The following is an 18,832-nucleotide window of genomic DNA, read 5'->3' as shown; positions in this document are numbered from 1 at the left end:
TGCGCCGATGTTACCGACGGTAAGGGGTGGCAAATGAGCGGCACCACGCGCAGAACATTCCTGGGCACCGCCGCGGCCGCCGCCGGCGGCGGGGTCGCCCTCGGAACCCCCCAGCGGGCTTCGGCCGAGAACGGCGCGACACCGCGGACCGTGGCCGTACTGGGCGGGGGCGTCGCCGGGCTCACGGCCGCGCACGAACTCGCCGAGCGCGGCTTCCGGGTCACGGTCTACGAACGCAAGGCGCTGGGCGGCAAGGCCCGCAGCATGGACGTACCGGGCAGCGGCACGGGCGGCCGCCGCCCCCTGCCGGGGGAGCACGGTTTCCGCTTCATCCCCGGCATCTACCACAACCTGCCCGACACCATGCGGCGCATCCCGGTCCCCGGCAACCCGGGCGGTGTCCACGACAACCTCGTCGCCCCCAAGGAAATGCTGTTCGCCCGGTCGGGCGGCCGCGAGGACATCCGGATCCCGCTGCCCTGGCCCGGCAACACCCCGGCCGAACTCACCCCCGACGAGATCCGCCGCGCCTTCACTTCGGTCCTGGACACCGCCTTCAACCTCCCCCTCCACGAGGCCCTCTACTTCGCCAACCGCTTCCTGGTCTTCCTCACCAGCTGCGACGAGCGCCGCGACGACGTATGGGAGCGGACCCCGTGGTGGGAGTTCGTACGGGCCGGACGGATGTCCTACGACTACCAGCGGATCCTCGCCGTCGGCATCACCCGCAACATCGTGGCCACCAAGGCGGAGGAGGCCAGCACCCGTACGGTCGCCACCCTGCTGGAGGCCTTCGCCTTCAACCTTCTCGGGCGCGGCGCGGACGGACCGCTGGACCGGATCCTCAACGCGCCCACCAACGAGGCCTGGATCGACCCCTGGGTGACGCACCTGAGATCACTCGGGGTCGAGTTCCGCGTCGGCTGGACCGTACGGGACCTGAGCCTGGGCGGGGGTGTGATCGCCGGGGCCGTCGTGGAGGACCCGGCAGGCGCGCGCCGGACCGTCACCGCCGACCACTACATCTCGGCGATGCCGGTCGAGCACGCCCGCCGCACATGGAACTCCGCCGTACGCGCCGCCGACCCCCAACTGGCCGAGTGCGACCGGCTGGAGACGGACTGGATGACCGGCATTCAGTTCTATCTGACCGAACGTACGCCGATCCTGCACGGCCACCTCGACCTCATCGACTCCCCGTGGTCGCTGACCGCGATCGCCCAGGCCCAGCACTGGCCGGGCCACGACTTCCCCGCCGACTTCGGCGACGGGACGGTCGCGGACTGCCTGTCCGTGGACGTCTCCGAGTGGGACCGCCCGGGCATCCTGTACGGCAAGACGGCCAAGCAGTGCACCCGTACCGAAGTCGCCCGCGAGGTGTGGGCGCAGTTGAAGGCGGCGCTCAACGACAGCGGGCGTACGGTCCTGAAGGACTCCGTGCTGCACTCCTGGTTCCTCGATCCTGCCGTGGACGGACTCGGCACACCACACCCTGTGAACGAGGAACAGCTGCTCATCCATCCGGTGGGGACCTTCCACCACCGCCCGCGGTCGGCCACGAAGATCCCCAACTTCTTCCTGGCCGGCGACTACGTGGCCGTGCCCATCGATCTCGCCACCATGGAGGGCGCCAACTCCTCGGCGAGGCAGGCCGTCAACGCCCTGCTGGACCGGATCGGCTCGCCCGCCGAGCGGTGCACCGTGACCCCCTTGTACCGGGCCCCCGAGTTCGAGGCACTCAAGCGGCACGACCGCACCCGTTACCTCCTCCGGCTGCCGAATGTCTTCGACGTCGGCTGAAGGCGGTCACGACGGGTGCAGATCAGGCCCACGCTGTCACTGGCGTGAACGAACTGTCCTGGCGGAACTGATCGGTTCCGTTGGAGCGCTCCACGCGCAGTTGGTAGGCGTAGTGGCGCAGGTAGTGGCCCGGGTAGTTGTACGACTCGAAGCGGACGGAGCCCGAGGCCGTGCCCGTCCGGAGGATGAACGTGGCGTCCTTGGCGAAGGTGCTCGTGCCGTCGTTCGGGTCGAAGCGGGCGCGGAAGTCCCAGTGGCGCAGGTAGTTGCCGGCCGCGTCGCGGAAGGAGCAGCCGCTGCCGTCGGCCAGGCCGGCGACGACCGTGAAGGTGGCGGCCTGCTTCCCGGCGGTGGTGCTGGAGCCGCTGACCACGGGCAGGTTGAGGAGCGAGGACTGCTGCTGCCAGTAGCGGGTCGGGTAGTTGGCCGACCGGAAGGAGCGCGTGACGTTCCGGGACAGGCTCGGGCCGCCCGTGACCGTCTCCTTGACCACCGTGAAGTGCCGTGCCGTGCCGGAGATCCCGGGCAGCGCGGCCGGTGCCGACCAGGTGGCGAAGGTGTCGTGGCTGTCGCTGTAGTAGTAGTTCCCGTCGCCGTAACCGTCGAAGAACATGCGCCAGCCGCCGTTGTCGAGCTGCACCAGCGCCGGGCCCTCGCGGTAGCTTCCCCAGCCCGCCCAGTCGCCCGTCCGGCGGATCGTGTACGGGCCGGTGAGGTTCGAGGCGGTGGCGTACTCGATGTACTTCGTCGTCTCGTTCTTGGGGAAGGCGTGGTACGTCGAGCCGATCTTCACGATGAACGTGTCGATGTGGTTGGCGCCGATGCCGGACATGGCGACCGGTGAACTCCACGCAGTGAGAGCCGAGTTGCTGGCCCTCAGCCGGTACGGCGTGAAGATCCACTCGTCGTTCGTGGTGGAGCAGGACACGATGATGTTCACGCTGCCGTCGCTGTCGACGAACCACTCGGGCGCCCAGGCGCGGGAGAGGCCCGCGATCGGGACGGTGTAGTCGTACAGGAACGTCCAGTTGACGCGGTCGGAGCTGCGGGCGAAGCCGATGGTCGTGCTGGGGTCCTGCCAGGTGTGCGTGGTGTAGGTGACGTAGTAGTAGCCGTCGGTGTGTCTGATGACGGCGGCGTCGCGGATCCGGTTCGCGGGCGGTGTGTAGGCGGAGGAGCGCAGCAGCCGGAAGTCGGTGGCGTCGTCCGACTGGTAGACGTTGACCGTTCCGTCGTTGCTGTTGAGGAACGGCACGATGGTGTAGCGGGTGGCCGAGCCGTTCGGGGGTGCGGCGGCCAGGGCGCTGCCCAGCAGTCCGGGGGTCTCCCCGAGCAGGACCGCCGAGGCGGGCAGGGCGGCCAGGGCGCGGAGCAGGGTGCGGCGGGACGGGGCGGCGGGGTGTGGGGTCACGGGCGGCTCTCCCTAGGACACCAAGGTTCGGCATACCGAACGAGGTTCGGCAAATCGACCAGAAGTGGGGGCTCAGAACGTAAGGGCGAGGCGGAGAGCCGTCAATGGTTTGAACAGGGGCCGATGTGCCCAGTGAGGAAGATGCGGCCGATGGGTGAACGTCCACTGCTGTCGTCGGCATTCCGCCACCGGCCACCGGACGTTACCGTTCGGTAGACAAGCCGCTTCCGGAGGTGTCCGTATGACGCTCGACCGTTCCGAAGGCCTGGCGGAGACCGCCCGCGCGCTGGCCGCCGGGGAGGTGACGTCGCGGGCGCTGGTCGAGCGGACCCTGGCACGGATCGAGGCGACGCAGGCCGGCCTCAACGCCTTCCGGATCGTCCGTGCCGAGGCCGCGCTCGCCGAGGCCGACGCCGCGGACCGGGAACGGGCCGCGTCCGCCGGCCGGGACCGGGCATCGAAGCGCGCGCACAAGCCGCTGCTCGGCGTCCCCGTCGCGGTGAAGGACGACATGGACGTGGCCGGTGAACCGACCGCGTTCGGCTGCTGCGGGGAGTTCCCGCCGGTCGCCGAGGACGGCGAGGCGGTGCGGCGGCTGCGCGCGGCCGGGGCCGTGATCATCGGCAAGACCAACACCTGCGAGTTCGGGCAGTGGCCCTTCACCGAGGGGCCCGCCTTCGGCGCGACCCGCAACCCGTGGAGCACGGACCACACGCCCGGCGGTTCCTCGGGCGGGTCGGCCGCCGCGGTCGCCGCCGGTCTGGTGCCCGCCGCGCTCGGCTCGGACGGTGCCGGTTCGGTGCGGATCCCGGCCGCGTGGACGCATCTGGTCGGCATCAAGCCACAGCGCGGGCGGGTCTCGACCTGGCCGCGCGGCGAGTCCTTCCAGGGCATCACCGTCAACGGCACCCTGGCCCGCACGATCGCCGACGCGGCCCTGCTGCTGGACGCGGCGAGCGGCAACCACGCGCAGGACCCGCACCAGCCCCCGGCCCTCGACGTGTCCCGGGCCGTCGGCCGCGACCCCGGGCGGCTGCGCATCGCGCTCTCCCTCAAGCCGCCCTTCACGGCGGTGCCCGCCCGGCTGCTGCCCGAGGTGCGGACCCGGGTCGTCGAACTGGCCGAGCGGCTCGCCGCATTGGGCCACTTCGTGGAGGAGGCGGACCCGCCGTACGGGCAGATCGGCCTGACCTTCGTGCCACGCGCCACGGCCGGGATCGCCGAGCGCGTGGGCGAGGCGCCCTTCCCCGCGCTGCTGGACCGGCGTACCCGGGACGCGGCCCGGCTGGGCCGGCTGCTCGCCGGTGCCCCGCTGCGGGCGGCCCGGCGTGCGGAGACCGTGCTGCACCGGCGTATCGGCCAGTTCTTCACCTCCTACGACGTCGTTCTCGCGCCGACGACCGCCGCTCCCCCGCCCCGGATCGGCGCCCTGCTCGAACTCAGCGGCTTCGCCACCGACCGGGCGATGATCGCCGCCTGCCCGTACGCCTGGCCGTGGAACGTGCTGGGCTGGCCCGGCGTCAACGTACCCGCCGGTTTCACGCCGGACGGACTGCCGGTCGGCGCGCAGCTGCTGGGCCCGGCGAACAGCGAACCCCTGCTCGTGCAGGTGGCCGCCCAGTTGGAGGCGGAGCTGCGCTGGTCCGAGAAGTGGCCGTCGCCGCCGGTCACGGCACGTTCCGCTGCCGCCTGAGCGACGGCGATCGAGCAGGTGCCCGGACTCCACGCAGGAGCACACTCCCCTTCGTCGGGCGCCGAGAGGGCACCATGCGACCGGAAAGGGCAGGCACCGCAGGGTGCTCAGGGTGCTTCCTCCCTCAACGGGCAGAACCGTGAGGTGCCGACGGACGAGCAGTGACCCGGGCGGCGTGCTCGATGGGGGCAGCCTCTAAGGTGCCCCCGTGAGCACGTTTGCCGACGAGAACGTCCCCGGCCGTCCCGGCCCTTCCGCCACTGTCCAGGCCGACCCGCGCGAGGTGGGACGGGTCCGCACGGAGTACTCCCCCGCGCACGACGGCGACCCGGATCCCGGGGAGATCGTCTGGACGTGGGTGCCCTATGAGGAGAACGACGGCCGTGGCAAGGACCGCCCGGTGCTGGTGGTCGCCCGCGAGCCGGGCGGCACGTTCCTCGCGGTGCAGCTGTCCAGCAAGCGGCACGACGGCCACCGGGAGTGGGTGCCGATCGGCAGCGGGCCGTGGGACCGGACGGGCCGGGACTCGTGGGTCGACGTGGACCGGGTGCTGCGCCTGCACGAGGACGGCATGCGCCGGGAGGCCTGCGCCCTGGACCGTATGCGGTTCAACCTGGTCAGGCGCCGGCTGCAGGAGTGCTACGGCTGGAGCTGAAAGGTCTCCTGGAAGGCGCCCCGTACCGCACGGTCCCGGGTCCGGTCCAGGATCCCGAACACCACGTGCTCGAAGGCCTCCGCGAACCGGCCGCCGGGCCCCAGCAGCGCCCGGAACGCCTCCGCCACCTGCGCGGGGTCGTTGCGGAACACCCCGCAGCCCCAGGCAGCCCAGGACGAGCCCGCGGTAGCCGTGGGCGACCGCCGTCTCCAGGACGCGTTCGGCCCGGACCGCGAGGGCCCGCGGCAGTTCGGGGGCCCGTTCGGGCGCCGTGCGGAGCACCACGCCCGCGTTGGGCGCGGGCGAGGTCAGGAAGCCCGCGGTGTACGGCTCGGCCAGCAGGGCGCCCCGGTCGTCACGGAAGACGGGCACGGCCGGTGAGTGAATGACACGGTCCGTGTAGAACGGGTCGCGGTGGGCCCGGTGATGGTCGTAGAACGCCCGGGCCTCGAGGAGGCAGGTGTAGAGCGCGGAGGCCCGGCACAGGGCCTCCTCCTGGGCCTGGGCGCCGTTCAGATAGCCGCCGCCGGGATTCCGGGCGGAGGCGAAGTTCAGCACGGCCACGTGCCCGCCGAGCCGGCGGGCGGCCTCCAGGCTGCTCTCGCCCGTGACCTCGACCAGCGTCTCCCGCGTCCCTGTCACCCGATCGGCGGGCACCGGCACCGGTTCCGGTCCGTACAGGCGTGTGCCCTCGCGCGCCGTCCGCAGCTCCGCCGCGATCGAGACCTCGCGCCCGTCCGGCGCGCGGTAGGCCCCGGCCGCGACGATCTGCTCGGTCTGCTGCGCGATACCGCGCAGGCGCGCGCTCACGGCGTGACCCCCGTACGCGCCGTGACCGCGTGCCGCGCGGCCGTTCTTGTCGTGCTCACGCAGGCATCGTGGGTGATGACGGATCCTCGGTGCAACAGGGTTTTCGCCGTGGGAGAACGACCGGGAGAAGCGCCTGGAAACTCCGGGCCCGGCCGTATGACCGCGCGGGAACGCCCCGCTTCGCCCCCTTGTGCCGAGCGGCGTGAGCGTCTTGGGTGGGACGAGTGATCCCGGCCCGGGCCGCCGAAGAGCCCGGACCGGTGGCATGGTGGAATCTCAGGAGGATCCCGACATGTCCGATTCGGTAAGTGGCTGTACCCGGCCACGCACCTCAATGTCCGAAGCCGAGGTCGAGGCTCTGGTCCGCGGCATCTGCTTCAAGACCGGCCCGCCACGCCGCCTCGGGGTCGAGGTGGAATGGCTCGTCCACGAGCTGCGCGCTCCGCAGCTCCCCGTCACACCCGAACGACTCGAAGCGGCCTACGCCGCACTGCGAACCGTGCCTCTGAGGTCGGCGCTCACCGTGGAACCCGGCGGCCAGCTGGAGCTGAGCTCGCCCCCCGCCGCCTCGCTGACGGAGTGCATCGGTACCGTCTCCGCCGACCTCGACGCCGTCCGCGCGGTTCTGCGCCGGGAGGACCTCGTCCTCGTCGGCCTCGGCCACGATCCCTGGCACGAACCCCGCCGGTTCCTGCGCGAACCGCGCTACGACGCCATGGAGGCGTGCCTGGACCGCACGGGCCCCGCCGGCCGCGCCATGATGTGCGCCTCCGCCTCCGTGCAGGTGTGCCTGGACGCCGGCCACGAGGAGCCCGGGCCGCTCGGCCTGGTGCGCCGCTGGTGGCTGGCCCACCATCTGGGCGCGGTCCTGGTGGCCGCGTTCGCCAACTCCCCGCTCGCCGCTCACCGGCCGACCGGCTGGCTGTCCACCCGGCAGCTCACCTGGACCCGGATCGGCGCCGGCCGGGCGGGCGGACCGCGGCTGGACACCGACCCGCGCGGCGCCTGGGCCCGGCACGTGCTGGACTCCCCCGTGATGTGCGTACGGCGGGACGGCGGGCCCTGGGACGTCCCCGAGGGGCTCACCTTCCGGGACTGGATCCGCACGGGCGCGCCCCGGCCGCCCACCCGGGAGGATCTCGACTACCACGTCACGACGCTGTTCCCGCCGGTCAGGCCGCGCGGCCATCTCGAACTGCGCATGATCGACGCGCAGCCCGGAGACGACGGCTGGGTCGTGCCGCTCGCCGTGACGGCGGCGCTGTTCGACGACCCGGAGGCCACCGAGACCGCCTACCGGGCCGTGAAGCCGCTGGCGGAGCGGACGCTGGGACTGCCCGCGCCGCACAACCCGCTGTGGCTCGACGCGGCCCGCAACGGCCTGGCCGACGCGGAACTGCGCGAGGTGGCCGTCACGTGCTTCACGACCGCGCTGGACGCCCTGCCCCGGCTCGGCGCCTCCCCCGAGGTCATCGAGGCCGTCACGGCCTATCTGGACCGCTACGTCGTCCTGGGCCGCTGCCCCGCAGACGACCTGCTCGACCGACAGCGCGGCACGGACGGTCGCGCCCACGGGAAGGACTTCCGCCCATGACCCACACCGAACCCGCTGTCGACGCCCAGACCGTCGACCCCGAGGTGCTCCGTGAGCGGGCGGTCGCCTCACTCGTCGTCGCCCGCGACCGCACCACGCTGCTGACGAGTTGCGTGGAGGAGCCCGACCTGACCGCGCAGCACTCGCCGCTGATGTCGCCGCTGGTGTGGGACCTCGCGCACATCGGCAACCAGGAGGAGCAGTGGCTGCTGCGGGCCGTCGCCGGGCACGAGGCGATACGCCCCGAGATCGACGGCCTCTACGACGCCTTCGAGCACCCGCGCGCCGAGCGGCCGAAGCTGCCCCTGCTGTCGCCGGCCGAGGCCCGCACCTACGCGGCCGATGTGCGGGGCCGGGCCCTGGACGTGCTGGAGCGGGCCGCGTTCTACGGGACGCGGCTGACGGAGGCCGGGTTCGCTTTCGGGATGATCGCGCAGCACGAACAGCAGCACGACGAGACCATGCTGATCACCCATCAGCTCCGTACCGGCCCGCCGGCCCTGACGGCGCCCGCCCCGGATCCGGCGCCGCTGGTCACCGGACCGTCCGAAGTCCTCGTCCCCGGCGGCCCGTTCATGATGGGCACCTCCGGCGAACCGTGGGCCCTGGACAACGAACGCCCCGCGCACCGGCGCGAGGTGGCGGCCTTCCACATCGACACCACCCCGGTGACCAACGGCGCCTACCAGGCGTTCATCGACGACGGCGGCTACGACAACCCCCGGTGGTGGACGGCCGACGGCTGGGCCCACATCCAGAAGCACGGCATCGACGCCCCGTTGTTCTGGCGGCGCGACGGAAAGCAGTTCCTCAGGCGCCGGTTCGGCGTCACCGAGGTCGTCCCGCCGGACGAGCCGGTGCTGCACGTGTCCTGGTACGAGGCCGACGCCTACGCCCGCTGGGCGGGACGCCGGCTGCCCACGGAGGCCGAGTGGGAGAAGGCGGCCCGGCACGACCCGGCCGGCGACCGCTCGATGCGCTACCCGTGGGGCGACGCCGACCCGGGGCCCGAGCACGCCAACCTCGGCCAGCGGCACCTGCGTCCGGCGCCCGCCGGGAGCTACCCGGCCGGTGAGTCGCCGCTCGGCGTACGGCAGTTGATCGGCGACGTGTGGGAGTGGACGGCGAGCGACTTCCAGCCGTACCCGGGGTTCAAGGCGTTCCCGTACAAGGAGTACTCGGAGGTCTTCTTCGGGCCCGAGTACAAGGTGCTGCGCGGCGGTTCGTTCGCGGTGGACGCGGTGGCCTGCCGGGGCACCTTCCGCAACTGGGACTATCCGATCCGGCGGCAGATCTTCTCCGGATTCCGCACGGCCCGGTCGGAGGAGGTCTGATGTGCCGTCATGTGGCCTACGTGGGCCCGCGGGAAGCGCTGGGCCGGCTCCTCGTGGAGCCGCCGCACGGCCTGTACCGGCAGTCGTGGGCGCCCCGGCACCAGCGGTACGGGACGGTCAACGCCGACGGTTTCGGCGTGGGCTGGTACGCCGAGGGCGACCCGGTGCCGGCCCGCTACCGCCGGGCCGGGCCGATCTGGGCGGACCTGTCGTTCGCCGATCTCGCCCGGGTCGTACGGTCCACCGCGCTGCTCGCCGCGGTGCGCGACGCGACGCTGTCGGGCGCGGACGCGGAGGCCGCGGCGGCCCCGTTCGCCGCGGGAACCTGGCTGTTCAGCCACAACGGGGCGGTCCGGGGCTGGCCCGGCTCGCTGGCCTCGGTGTCCCGGACGCTGCCGCACGAGGACCTGCTGTCCCTGGAGGCCCGCAACGACTCGGCGCTCGTGTGGGCGCTGGTGCTGGCGCGGCTGCGGAGCGGCGACGAGGAGGGCCAGGCGATGGCCGACACGGTCCTGGAGGTCGCCGCCGCGGCCCCCGATTCGCGGCTCAACCTCCTGCTCACCAACGGCGACACCATCACCGCGACCGCCTGGGGCGACGCCCTGTGGTACCTCACCCGGCCCGGCGGCGGCACCGTCGTGGCCTCCGAGCCCTACGACGACGATCCGCACTGGCAGGAGGTCCCCGACCGCACCCTGCTCACGGCGAGCCGCACCGAGGTGCTGCTCACGCCGCTCAAGGAGCCGACCGACGTCTCCGTGCCCTCCCCATCGCTGAAGGAGCCCCGTACGTGAGCCCGTTCCGCGTCACCCGCACCCTGCCCGAGGACGCCACGGACGCCGCGCTGCGCGCCGACGTCCACCGGGGCCTGACCGGCCGCCCCAAGACGCTGCCGCCGAAGTGGTTCTACGACGCGCACGGCAGCGAGCTGTTCGAGAAGATCACGGAACTGCCGGAGTACTACCCCACGCGCGCCGAACGGGAGATCCTCGTGGCGCGCTCCGGGGACATCGCCGCGGCGACCCGGGCGCGCACCCTGGTCGAGCTCGGCTCCGGCTCCTCGGAGAAGACCCGGCATCTGCTCGACGCCCTCACGGACCTGCACACCTACGTCCCGGTCGACGTCAGCGAGAGCGCCCTCACCCAGGCCGGCCAGGCGCTCGCCACCGAACGGCCGGGGCTGGACGTGCACGCGCTGATCGCCGACTTCACCGCGGAACTGACCCTGCCGCACACACCGGGGCCCCGGCTGGTGGCGTTCCTCGGCGGCACGATCGGCAACCTGCTGCCCGCCGAACGCGCCGCGTTCCTGGCGTCCGTACGCGCCCTGCTCACCCCGGGCGACGCCCTGCTGCTGGGCACGGACCTGGTCAAGGACGAGGAGGTGCTGGTCCGGGCGTACGACGACGGGGCCGGGGTGACGGCCGCGTTCAACAAGAACGTCCTGACCGTGATCAACCGGGAGCTCGGCGCCGACTTCGAGCCGGACGAGTTCGACCACGTGGCGCGGTGGGACGCCGAGCACGAGTGGATCGAGATGCGACTGCGTTCCCGTACGGCGCGGACGGTGAAGGTGCCGGCCCTCGATCTCGCCGTCGACTTCGCGGCGGGTGAGGAGATGCGGACCGAGGTGTCGGCGAAATTCCGGCAGGAGGGCGTGCGCGCCGAACTGTTCGCGGCGGGGCTGGAGCTGACCCACTGGTGGACCGACGTCCCGGGCCGGTTCGCGCTGTCCCTGAGCGTGGCGCGCTGACACCGTGAGCCCCCGGGCGGCGGCGACGGCGGGAGACGACGTCTCGCGCTTCGCCGCCGCTTGGGGCACGGTGGAATGACGCGTGACACTCCCGTCACTGGAAGAGGAGCAGCGGCATGTCAGACCACACATACCGGGTCACGGAGATCGTCGGCACCTCCCCCGACGGCGTCGACCAGGCCATCCGCAACGGCATCGACCGGGCCTCGCAGACGCTGCGCAACCTGGACTGGTTCGAGGTGACGCAGGTGCGCGGCCAGCTCGAGGAGGGGCACATCGCGCACTGGCAGGTGGGCCTGAAGGTCGGCTTCCGCCTGGACGAGTCCGAGTAGGCGGACGCGGTTCCGTCGGCCGTGCGGTCCGGTCTCAGGTCCGCCCTTCGCGCTCCTGCGCCGCCTTCATCTCGGCGGACCGGGTCACCCAGTCGGCCCTTACGACGGTGAAGCCCGCACGCCGGGCGTCCTCGCAGACCAGTTCGTCGTCGTCCACGAGGACGCGGATCTCGCGCGTGCGGGCGAGCCGCCGCAGGATCTCCAGCTTGGTGAACCGGGCCGGCCGGCGGTCACCTCTGCCCCCGCCCGGCCCCCCTGCGTCTCGCCGCATGTACACGCGCCCTTCGGGCAGCCCCTGGGCGGCGAGCCAGTCCAGCGTGTCGCGCCGGCAGCGCTCGGGCCGCCCGGTGAGGTAGACGATCTCGCACTCCCGCGCGCTCTCCCGGACCAGCGCGATGCCCTCCGGGGCCGGCGGGTCCTGCGGCGCCGCCGAGAAGAACCCCTCCCAGTCCTTCGGCCTGCGCTCCAGGAACTTCTGCCGGTGCGTGGTGTCGGCGAGGGTGTTGTCCAGGTCGAACACGGCCAGCGGGGCCTTGCTGCGGTCGTCACTCACGCTGCCCAGCCTAAGCGCCTTTGAGACAGCCTGAGCCGGAAAATGGTCCGTACTATTCTCCGGCCGGCCCTTTCGCGCAGGCCATCGCAGTACGGGCACCCCTTCGACGGGGCGTGAACGCGCCATGGGCACAGGTCAATTCACCCTCGCAGTTGATGGCTCAAGGACAGCACTGACATACTCCGCTCTCAGCCTCGCCACCACCCGTGGCCGGGGCTTGTCGGGGATCTCCACACAGAACCCCGAGGCCGTCCGCGTGAATCCGAGCAGCGAGTTCTCCGGATTCACGACCCCCCACAGAGCCCGCACCCCCACCGCGCGTCCGGCATCCCTTCGCCCTGCCCGAAAACCGGACGCGTCCACTGACCCGACGGGGTCGAGTGCGGGGCACGATGCAGCGAAGAAGGTGCGCCTGTGCCCGAATATTCACCACAGCGGGACGACACTCCCACATTCCCGCTTCCGCACATCGAACGTACTCCGCCGTCTCGTATATCCGACCTTCCCGAATTTCACTCTCTGCGCCGCGCACAGCGCCGGTTCGGCATCAGGGCGACCATCCTGTCCGTCGGCGGATTCCTGCTGTACGTGCTGCTGTCGAGTTTTGTGCCCGCGGTGATGAACCAGCCGCTGTTCGGCCACCTCACGCTCGGACTCACCCTCGGTCTCGCGCAGTTCGTCGTCATGGGCGTGACCGCGTGGTGCTATGCACGGCACATGCGCACCCGGGTCGATCCGCTCGCCCGCGGCCTGAAGTCCCGGCTGCATGAGACCGGGAGCCGCCGCGCCCGTTCGGCGGCGTCCCCGCAGGGGGCCGGGCAGCCGCTCCGGCACGGAACGAGGGGGTTCCGCACGTGGTGACCGCCGCCGCCATCGACGACGACAGCCTGCAGCTGACGTTCGTCCTGTTTCTGACCGTGGTCGTGATCACCCTGTTCATGGCGCTGCTGACGGCTCCTCAGCGCGACGAGATCAGCGAGTTCTACCTCGGCAACCGCGCCATGTCGCCCCTGCGCAACGGCCTCGCCATGTGCGGCGACTACCTGTCCGCCGCCACCCTGCTGGGCAGTACCGGGCTGGTCGCGCTGACCGGGTACGACGGGCTGATGTACCTCGGTGGCACCACCGTCGCCTGGATGATGGTGCTGCTGCTGATCGCCGAACCCCTGCACCGCACGGGCACGTTCACGCTCGGCGACACGGTGGCGCTGCGCCTGCCCCGTCAGCAGCGGCCGGTACGGGTCGCGCTGGCGGTCTGCATCCTGGCCATCGCCACTCTCTACCTGGTGGCCCAGCTCGTCGGCAGCGTGGCCCTGCTGACCCAGTTCACCGGTGTGCCGAGCGGCACCACCCGCACCCTGTGTGTGGTCGTGATCGGCACCTTCGTGATCCTGTACGCCTCCCTCGGCGGCATGCCGGGTGCGACGGTCATCCAGATCATCAAGGCCGTGATGCTGGTGGTGGGCGTGCTGTTCACCGCGGGCTGGGTGCTGTACCACTTCGACTGGAACCCCAACACGCTGCTGGAGAGGGCGTCCGAGCGCAGCGGTTCGGGCCTGAGCTTCCTCCAGCCCGGGCTGCGCTACGGCGGCACCGTCAGCAACAAGCTGGACTTCCTCAGCCTCGAACTGGCCATCGTGCTCGGCCTCGCCGCCCTTCCGCACGTGCTCATGCGGCTGCTCACCCCGCGCAACAGCGGCGTACTGCGCTCCTCCGTGCTGTGGGCCGTCGGTCTGGTCGGAGCGGTCTGCTTCGGGGCCGGCATCATGGGCCTCGGCGCCACCGCGCTGCTCGGCCGGGACACCATCGAGAGCACGGACCGCACCGGCAACGCCTCCGTCCTGCTGCTCGCCCACGAGCTGGGCGGCAGTGTCCTCACCGCGCTGCTGACCTGTCTGGCGTATCTGACGCTGCTCGCCGTGGCGGTCGGTCTCACCCTGGCCGCGGCCTCCTCCCTCGCACACGACCTGTACAGCGAGGTGATCCGCAAGGGCCGGGCGAGCGAGACGGAGGAGCTGACCGTCGCCCGGCTGTCCGGGGCGGTCATCGGTGTCCTCGGCATCCTGCTGGCCCTCGTCGCCTGGGGGGCGAACACCGCGACGCTCGCCTTCCTGGCCTTCGCCATCGCGGCGTCCGCGATCCTGCCGACGATCATCTACACCCTCTTCTGGCGGCGCTTCAGCGCCAAGGGCGCCCTGCTCAGCCTCTACGGCGGGCTGCTCTGCTCCGTCCTGCTGGCCGCGTTCTCCCCCGTCGTCTCCTCGACCCCGGGCTCGTTCTACCCCGAGGCCGACTTCGCCTGGTTCCCGCTCCAGAACCCCGGCATCGTCTCCATCCCCGTGGGCTTCCTCCTGGGCTGGCTCGGCACGGTGCTCGACCATGGCCCGGCCGAAGAGGCCGCCTCGCACGAGGAGTTCGAGGTGCGGATGCTCGTGGGCGCCGACGACTGACACGCCCCTTCGGGACAGCGACGGCCGGGCACCGGGACGCACATTGTTAATGGGATCCATTTTCATGTAGCGTCCTCGGTGCCCGACCACGAGGAGGAGTCCCATGGCTGTCCCGAAGCGGAAGATGTCCCGCAGCAACACCCGCCACCGCCGCGCCCAGTGGAAGGCCGCCACACCGGCGCTGGTCCCGGTCACCGTCGACGGCGTCCGTCACCTCGTCCCGCAGAACCTGGTCAGGGCCTACGAGCGCGGGCTGCTACGCCCCGACGGCTGAGCTCGCGGCCGCCGTGCCGCAGTGCGCCCGGACCCGGCGCAGCCAGGCCTCGACCGGCTCCTCGTCGGGCTCGTCCGGCAGCGCCGTGGGGCCTTCGTCGAAGGCGGCCTCATAGTGCCTGAGCAGGGGCAGGGCCGCGGACGGGTCGGCGGCCACGCGCTCGCCGAAGGCGTGGTACTCGTCCGGGTCCTCGACGCGGATCGTCAACCGCCCGGTGGTGTACAGCTCCAGGCCCTGCCCGCACAGCCGCTTGAGATGCCGGGCGTGCTTCGCGGTGCGCCGCCGGGTGTCGGCGGAGAACGAACCGTCGCCGCGCGCCTCCAGCCGCCGGAACTGCTGGGTGGCGTACCCGAGATAGGCGTCCCTGACGCGCCGGGCGCACAGGAACGCCGTACGGATGCCGATGAGCTCGTCGCCGAGCGGGGTGCGCACCTCGTACAGGTCGTCGGGGAGCCACACCAGCTCCATCGCGGTCGGGTTGCCGCCGAGGGCCAGCCGGCACCACTTGGCGGCCTCGTGCAGGGTGCGGTCCGGCGCCGTGCTGACGTGTGACTCCTTCGGCCGGCGCAGCCCGTGCAGCTCTTCGGTGGGCACGGCGAACAGGCCGAGCCGGTCGATGTCCGAGCCCGGGCGGGCGAGGCCGTAGGCGGTGGATCCGACGATGCCGGAGAGCAGGACGTTGGGGACGGTCATGGTCGGCCGCCTTTCACTACGGGGGTCGGGAACATTGTCCTGACGTGCCAGGACGCGGTCACCCGGTTTTCCCGGCGGTGGTCCCCGCGCGGGCGGCGGAATACCGGCGGCCCCGCACGGCGTAGAACCTGGTATGGATCCCGTGCGCCTGTCCGTCCTCGACCGCTCCCGCACCCGCGAGGGGCACACCCACCCCGAGGCGCTGCGCGACACCGTGCGGCTGGCGCAGGAGCTCGAGCGGCTCGGCTACCACCGGCTGTGGGTCTCGGAACACCACGGCGTGCCCGGGGTCGCCGGTTCCGCGCCGACCGTGCTGGCCGCCGCCGTCGCGGGCGCGACCCGGACGATCCGGGTCGGCACCGGCGGGGTGATGCTGCCCAACCACCGGCCGCTGGTCGTGGCCGAGCAGTTCGGGGTGCTGGAGTCGCTGTTCCCCGGGCGGATCGACATGGGCCTGGGGCGGTCCGTCGGCTTCACGGACGGGGTGCGCAGGGCCCTGGGCCGCGGCAAGGGCGACGCCGAGGACTTCGAGGCCCAGCTCGGGGAGCTGCTCGGCTGGTTCCGGGGCACCTCCCCCACCGGCGTGCACGCCCGCCCCGTCGAGGGCCTGACCGTGCCGCCGTTCGTCCTGGCCATGGGCGAAGGCGCCGGCATCGCCGCCCGCGCGGGCCTGCCCATGGTCATCGGCGACCTCAGGAACCGGGACGGGATGCGGCGCGGCATCGACCACTACCGCGAGCACTTCCGCCCCTCCGCCTGGGCCGCGGAGCCCTACGTCGTCATCTCGGGCACGATCGCCGTGGCCGGCACCCCCGAGGAGGCCCGGCGGCTGCTGATCCCCGAGGCCTGGTCCATGGCGCACTCCCGCACCCACGGCACCTTCCCGCCACTGCCGCCCGCCGAGCGCGTGGAGACAGGCACGATGACCGCCAAGGAGCGCGGCTTCTACGAGTCCGGCCTGACGGGCCACATCGCCGGGACCGAGGAGCAGGTCGCGCACGAGCTGGAGACGGTGCTGAAGGAGACGGGCGCCCAGGAGGTCCTCGTCACGACCAGCACCTACGACCGTGAGGCCCTGCTGGACTCCTACCGGCGGCTGGCCGCGATCACCTCCGGTTAGAGTCGTTTCCCATGCACGACCCCCATGACCCGTTCGTCCGTGTCCGCGGCGCCCGCGAGCACAACCTCCAGGGCATCGACGTCGACATCCCCCGGGACGTGCTGGCCGTGTTCACCGGTGTGTCCGGCTCGGGGAAGTCGTCGCTGGCGTTCGGCACGATCTACGCCGAGGCGCAGCGGCGGTACTTCGAGTCGGTCGCACCGTACGCGCGCCGGCTGATCCACCAGGTCGGCGCGCCGAAGGTCGGGGAGATCACCGGTCTGCCCCCGGCCGTCTCGCTCCAGCAGCGCCGGGCGGCGCCCACCTCGCGCTCCTCGGTCGGCACCGTCACCAACCTCTCCAACTCCCTGCGGATGCTGTTCTCCCGGGCCGGTACCTACCCGCCCGGCGCCGAGCGGCTCGACTCGGACGCCTTCTCTCCGAACACGGCGGTGGGGGCGTGCCCGGAGTGCCACGGGCTGGGGCAGGTGCACCGGACGAGCGAGGAACTGCTGGTCCCCGACCCGTCGCTGTCGATCCGCGACGGGGCGATCGCCGCGTGGCCGGGTGCCTGGCAGGGCAAGAACCTGCGCGACATCCTCGACGCGCTCGGCCACGACGTGGACCGGCCGTGGCGGGAGCTGCCCGCCGGCGAGCGGGAGTGGATCCTGTTCACCGACGAGCAGCCGGTGGTCACCGTGCACCCGGTCAGGGACGCGGACCGCATCCAACGGCCGTACCAGGGCACCTACATGAGCGCCCACCGGTACGTGATGAAGACGTTCTCGGACTCCAGGAGCCCGGCCCTGCGGGCGAAGGCCGAGCGGTTCCTCACCAGTGCGCCCTGCCCGGCGTGCGGCGGCAGCCGGCTGCGCCCCGAGGCCATGGCGGTGACGTTCGGCGGCCGGACCATCGCCGAGCTGGCGGCACTGCCGCTGGTGGAGCTGGCCTCCGGTCTCGACGCGACGTCGGAGGCGGCCCGGGTCCTCACCGACGATCTGAGGTCCCGAATCGCGCCGGTCGTCGAGCTGGGTCTCGGGTACCTCAGTCTCAACCGGACCGCTCCCACCCTCTCCGCGGGCGAACTGCAGCGCCTGCGCCTCGCCACCCAGCTGCGCTCCGGCCTGTTCGGGGTCGTCTACGTCCTCGACGAGCCGTCCGCCGGACTGCACCCGGCGGACACCGAGGCGCTGCTCACGGTGCTGGAGCGGCTGAAGGCGTCCGGGAACTCGGTGTTCGTGGTGGAGCACCACCTCGACGTCATGCGGGGCGCCGACTGGCTGGTGGACGTGGGCCCGGACGCGGGCGAGCACGGCGGGCGGGTGCTGCACAGCGGCCCGGTGGCCGAGCTGGCCGGTGTCGAGGGGTCGGCGACGGCCCGCTACCTGTTCGACCACTCCGGCGTCCCGGCCCGGGACGTGCGCGAGGCGACGGGGTGGCTGAGGACCGGCCCGATCACCCGGCACAACCTGCGCGGCGTGACCGCCGAGTTCCCGCTCGGCGTGTTCACCGCGGTGACCGGGGTGTCCGGCTCCGGCAAGTCCACGCTCATCGGCGAGATCACCGAGGACTCGGCGGGCGTGGGCCGGCTGGTCTCGGTCGACCAGAAGCCGATCGGCCGCACCCCGCGCTCGAACCTCGCCACCTACACGGGCCTCTTCGACGTCGTGCGCAAGGTGTTCGCGGCCACCGACGGCGCCCGCGAACGCGGTTTCGGCGTCGGGCGGTTCTCCTTCAACGTGGCGGGCGGACGCTGCGAGACCTGCCAGGGCGAGGGGTTCGTGAGCGTGGAGCTGCTGTTCCTGCCGAGCACGTACGCGCCCTGCCCGGACTGCGGCGGAGCCCGCTACAACCCGCGGACGCTGGAGGTGGCGTACCGGGGGCGGAACATCGCGCAGGTGCTTGATCTGACGGTGGAGAGCGCGGCGGAGTTCTTCGCGGACACCCCGGCCGTGGCCCGCAGCCTCGGCACGCTGCTCGACGTCGGCCTGGGCTACCTCCGTCTCGGCCAGCCCGCGACCGAGCTCTCCGGTGGCGAGGCCCAGCGCATCAAGCTGGCGAGCGAACTGCAGCGCGGCCGGCGCGTCCACACCCTCTACCTCCTCGACGAGCCCACGACCGGCCTCCACCCGGCCGACGTGGACATGCTGATGCGCCAGTTGCACGGCCTCGTCGACGCCGGGCACACCGTGGTCGTCGTCGAGCACGACATGTCCGTCGTCGCGCGCGCGGACTGGGTGATCGACCTCGGCCCGGGCGGCGGCGACGCGGGCGGCCGCATCGTGGCGGCGGGCCCGCCCGGGGACATCGCCCGCTCGGCGGACAGCCGGACGGCACCGTATCTGGCGGCCACGCTCGCCGGGTCCCGCTGAGGTACGGGA

General features: G+C 72.2%; 16 protein-coding genes and 1 pseudogene. 13 read left to right on the top strand and 4 right to left on the bottom strand.

The window, feature by feature from the left end; translation table 11 throughout:
• The first annotated feature begins 33 nt into the window (after positions 1-33).
• Entirely contained in the window at positions 34-1,800 is a 1,767-nt protein-coding gene (locus G3I77_RS08885) for an FAD-dependent oxidoreductase (RefSeq protein WP_248502069.1), read from the top strand.
• Between the two features lie 22 nt (positions 1,801-1,822).
• On the opposite strand, the gene G3I77_RS08880 is transcribed toward G3I77_RS08885, so the two are convergent.
• Positions 1,823-3,211 (bottom strand): glycoside hydrolase family 43 protein, encoded by a 1,389-nt coding sequence (locus tag G3I77_RS08880; RefSeq protein WP_248502068.1) that lies wholly within the window; start codon positions 3,209-3,211, stop codon positions 1,823-1,825.
• Positions 3,212-3,452: 241 nt separating this feature from the next.
• Between G3I77_RS08880 and G3I77_RS08875 the strand changes: the two genes are divergently transcribed.
• The gene (locus G3I77_RS08875) at positions 3,453-4,904 is read left to right on the top strand and encodes an amidase (RefSeq protein ID WP_248502067.1); all 1,452 of its coding nucleotides are present in this window, start codon (positions 3,453-3,455) and stop codon (positions 4,902-4,904) included.
• 208 nt (positions 4,905-5,112) lie between these two features.
• The gene (locus G3I77_RS08870) at positions 5,113-5,559 is read left to right on the top strand and encodes a type II toxin-antitoxin system PemK/MazF family toxin (RefSeq protein WP_248502066.1); all 447 of its coding nucleotides are present in this window, start codon (positions 5,113-5,115) and stop codon (positions 5,557-5,559) included.
• On the opposite strand, the pseudogene G3I77_RS08865 reads toward G3I77_RS08870, so the two are convergent.
• Positions 5,544-6,369 (bottom strand): annotated as a pseudogene (locus tag G3I77_RS08865) (TIGR02452 family protein). The gene G3I77_RS08870 and the pseudogene G3I77_RS08865 overlap by 16 nt on opposite strands.
• 292 nt (positions 6,370-6,661) lie before the next feature.
• Here G3I77_RS08865 and egtA point away from each other — a divergent pair.
• The 5 genes from egtA to G3I77_RS08840 all read left to right on the top strand — a co-directional run bounded on the left by egtA (position 6,662) and on the right by G3I77_RS08840 (position 11,382).
• Complete coding sequence (egtA, locus tag G3I77_RS08860; RefSeq protein WP_248502065.1) at positions 6,662-7,963, top strand: ergothioneine biosynthesis glutamate--cysteine ligase EgtA; 1,302 nt, start codon at positions 6,662-6,664, stop codon at positions 7,961-7,963.
• On the top strand, positions 7,960-9,297 hold the full coding sequence (egtB, locus tag G3I77_RS08855; RefSeq protein WP_248502064.1) for an ergothioneine biosynthesis protein EgtB: 1,338 nt from the start codon (positions 7,960-7,962) through the stop codon (positions 9,295-9,297). The genes egtA and egtB overlap by 4 nt, the downstream gene beginning before the upstream one ends.
• A complete protein-coding gene (egtC, locus tag G3I77_RS08850; protein WP_248502063.1) occupies positions 9,297-10,091 on the top strand; it encodes an ergothioneine biosynthesis protein EgtC in 795 nt (264 codons plus the stop codon). The genes egtB and egtC overlap by 1 nt, the downstream gene beginning before the upstream one ends.
• Complete coding sequence (gene egtD, locus G3I77_RS08845; protein ID WP_248502062.1) at positions 10,088-11,050, top strand: L-histidine N(alpha)-methyltransferase; 963 nt, start codon at positions 10,088-10,090, stop codon at positions 11,048-11,050. Before egtC ends, egtD begins: the two co-directional genes overlap by 4 nt.
• Positions 11,051-11,166: 116 nt before the next feature.
• On the top strand, positions 11,167-11,382 hold the full coding sequence (locus G3I77_RS08840; protein WP_248502061.1) for a dodecin: 216 nt from the start codon (positions 11,167-11,169) through the stop codon (positions 11,380-11,382).
• A gap of 34 nt (positions 11,383-11,416) precedes the next feature.
• On the opposite strand, the gene G3I77_RS08835 is transcribed toward G3I77_RS08840, so the two are convergent.
• A complete protein-coding gene (locus G3I77_RS08835; RefSeq protein WP_248502060.1) occupies positions 11,417-11,935 on the bottom strand; it encodes a hypothetical protein in 519 nt (172 codons plus the stop codon).
• A 414-nt stretch (positions 11,936-12,349) separates the two neighbouring features.
• On the opposite strand from G3I77_RS08835, the gene G3I77_RS08830 reads away from it, so the two are divergent.
• From G3I77_RS08830 to rpmF, 3 genes are all read left to right on the top strand, one after another.
• Positions 12,350-12,796: a DUF485 domain-containing protein gene (locus tag G3I77_RS08830; protein WP_308311367.1), complete on the top strand. Its 447-nt coding sequence runs from the start codon at positions 12,350-12,352 to the stop codon at positions 12,794-12,796.
• A complete protein-coding gene (locus tag G3I77_RS08825) occupies positions 12,790-14,385 on the top strand; it encodes a cation acetate symporter (protein ID WP_248502059.1) in 1,596 nt (531 codons plus the stop codon). The genes G3I77_RS08830 and G3I77_RS08825 overlap by 7 nt, the downstream gene beginning before the upstream one ends.
• Positions 14,386-14,488: 103 nt before the next feature.
• Positions 14,489-14,659 (top strand): 50S ribosomal protein L32, encoded by a 171-nt coding sequence (gene rpmF / locus G3I77_RS08820; protein ID WP_102909729.1) that lies wholly within the window; start codon positions 14,489-14,491, stop codon positions 14,657-14,659.
• Here rpmF and G3I77_RS08815 read toward each other — a convergent pair.
• Positions 14,642-15,352 carry a DNA polymerase beta superfamily protein gene (locus tag G3I77_RS08815; protein ID WP_248502058.1) on the bottom strand — a complete coding sequence of 237 codons (711 nt, stop codon included), beginning with the start codon at positions 15,350-15,352 and terminating at the stop codon, positions 14,642-14,644. The two genes, rpmF and G3I77_RS08815, sit on opposite strands and share 18 nt — an antisense overlap.
• A gap of 133 nt (positions 15,353-15,485) precedes the next feature.
• Between G3I77_RS08815 and G3I77_RS08810 the strand changes: the two genes are divergently transcribed.
• Both G3I77_RS08810 and G3I77_RS08805 read left to right on the top strand, forming a co-directional pair.
• Positions 15,486-16,472 (top strand): LLM class flavin-dependent oxidoreductase, encoded by a 987-nt coding sequence (locus G3I77_RS08810; protein ID WP_248502057.1) that lies wholly within the window; start codon positions 15,486-15,488, stop codon positions 16,470-16,472.
• 11 nt (positions 16,473-16,483) lie between these two features.
• On the top strand, positions 16,484-18,823 hold the full coding sequence (locus G3I77_RS08805) for an excinuclease ABC subunit UvrA (protein WP_248502056.1): 2,340 nt from the start codon (positions 16,484-16,486) through the stop codon (positions 18,821-18,823).
• The last annotated feature ends 9 nt before the right edge of the window (positions 18,824-18,832 follow it).

Source organism: Streptomyces sp. D2-8 (assembly GCF_023184515.1).
Taxonomy (GTDB): Bacteria; Actinomycetota; Actinomycetes; order Streptomycetales; family Streptomycetaceae; genus Streptomyces.
The sequence above is the reverse complement of the archived record's forward strand: the minus strand, read 5'-3'. Positions and strand labels throughout refer to the sequence as shown.